Raw genomic sequence first — 2,386 nt, 5'->3', positions numbered from 1 at the left:
CTCAAATTAATTTCTGACTATGAAATAATTGACAAAAAAATTAAAAATCTCAATGAAAGCTTTTTGTTGCCTATTGGTTTACTTTCATCTTATGTAATTGCAAATCATTACCTAAATGATTTAGATAAAATTATTATTAAAAAGATTAAACCAGCTTATTATGGGCGATATGTAGATGATATTCTAATTGTCATTTCTGACCCTAAAGAATCAATTGAGCAAATTGAAAAATATAATGGTTATAAAATTAATCATATAGAATTTGTTAAAACAGAGGATAGTGAAGAACCAGATTTGGAAAAAATTAAACTTTCCAAAATTGAAAAATATATAATTGAGAATCTTGACCCAATTTTTCAAATTGTGGTTAGTGGAAAAGAACGAAAAATTAAAATTGACAAATACGAAAATTTATACTGTCAGCAAGAAAAAACATTAATGTATTACTTTGATTTTAACGAATCAGATATAGTAATAGATAAATTAAAACAAGAATTAAATTATAGGTCTAGTGAATTTAAAGACCTTCCTGATGATAATGAAAATTTAGGCGATTTTGATAAAAACGCACTTTATTTAAATTATACAGATTCTGATGGAAAAATAAGAACTTTAAAAGATTATAAAGAAAACCGATTTGGGTTAACGGTATATCTCACTAACAAAATTCTAGGTGCATCTAAACATAAAAAAAGTGTTTCTGACAGTGAAATAAATAGTTTTATCAAAATTTTCAATGGTCAAAACACCATTGAATTTTATAAACTTTGGGAAAAGATTTTTACATATTTATTAGTAAATGATAAGCCTTCTGAATATATAGATTTTTATTTCCATTGTATTCAAGAAATCAATAAAATTGAATTTAAAAATAAAAAGATAAATTCTAATCGTATAAGAAATACATTAATTAATTATTTAGATAGCGCACACGAATTAGCACTTTCATTAAATTTAAATTTCATTGATAGTAACACAGAAGTAAAAAGAAGTTTTGAATTTAAAAGTAACTTAATTGAAGCTAGTTTAATTGACTTTTTCTTCAACAGAATAACTAGAAGTAACTCAATTTGGGCTTTGCGTTACAGAAAGTCCAATATGATGAGACATCAATACATTTCTATTCCATTACTAAATTATACCAAAGAAAGTTACGATGGAGAAATTAGTTTAATAAATTACAATGTCAATTTAGAAAAATATAATATTGATGAGGATTTACTGAAAAACTCTCCAAGGTCAATAAAATTTTGGGAATGCACAATTTCCAAATTAATAACCGATCTTAATTATCAAGAATTTAAAGAACAAAATTCTAAAACGGATATTTGTGATTTTACATTAGACAATGAAAATCATTTTTTAGACCAATCTTTTGAACGTTTCAAAATCGCAAATAGTAATCATAAACCACACTATTTGTTTGAAGACAAAATTGATAATTATCGAGATAAGTTTTATAAAATAGGTGAGACAAATAATAACTTAACTAGAATAACAGTAAACTCCAAAAATCAAGGTAAATTATTAAAACCAAAAATATCTGTTGCAAACACAAAAGTTAATAGTAATAATGTATTGGAGGGTTTACGGCAGAAAACGAATGTTACCAATTTAAGATATCAAAATTTAGTGGATTTTCTGAAAGCAACTAGAAAAAATAAATCTGATATTGTAATATTTCCGGAATACTTTATTCCTTTAGAATTATTATCTAGCCTAGTACGCTATTCAGAAAAAAATGAAAATTTAGTAATTTCAGGCTTGGAACACATAACTATTAACAACAGAGCTTATAATTTTGTTGCTACTATTTTACCAGTTAATATTAATGGATATAAAGATGCTACCATTGTCTTTAGATTAAAAAATCACTATGCCCCAATAGAGGAAGAAGAGATTATCGGAAATCACATTCAAATTCCTACTCCTAAAATTCAAAGATATCACATATTCAATTGGAAAAACATATATTTTTCTGTGTACTATTGTTTTGAACTTACAAACATACTGCATAGAAGTGCATTAAAAGCTAAAGTTGATTTATTGGTTGCAGTAGAGTATAATAAAGACGTCAATTATTTTTCTAATCTAGTAGAGTCTGTATCACGAGATTTACATTGTTACGTTGCACAAGTGAACTCAAGCGATTATGGAGATACTAGAATTACTCAACCGACACAAACGTATAATAAAGATATAATAAAGGTAAAAGGAGGAGAAAACAATGTAACTCTAACTGGAACAATCGAGATTGACAAATTGAGAGAGTTTCAAAGAAAGAAATATAATATCACAAAAAATGACAAATCATTTAAAGCACTACCACCTGATTTCGATGTTAAGGAAGTATTGAGGAGAATTAATAATAAATAACTACGCCCAA

General features: G+C 26.0%; 1 pseudogene. It reads left to right on the top strand.

The features are described from left to right. Positions 1–2,376, top strand: a pseudogene (locus tag BZARG_RS15815) (hypothetical protein); the annotation flags it as partial. Positions 2,377–2,386 lie beyond the last annotated feature (10 nt).

It is taken from the genome of Bizionia argentinensis JUB59 (genome assembly GCF_000224335.1).
GTDB classification, from domain to species: domain Bacteria; phylum Bacteroidota; class Bacteroidia; order Flavobacteriales; family Flavobacteriaceae; genus Algorimicrobium; species Algorimicrobium argentinense.
Note: the sequence above shows the minus strand (reverse complement) of the source record. Positions and strands in the feature narration are given on the sequence as shown.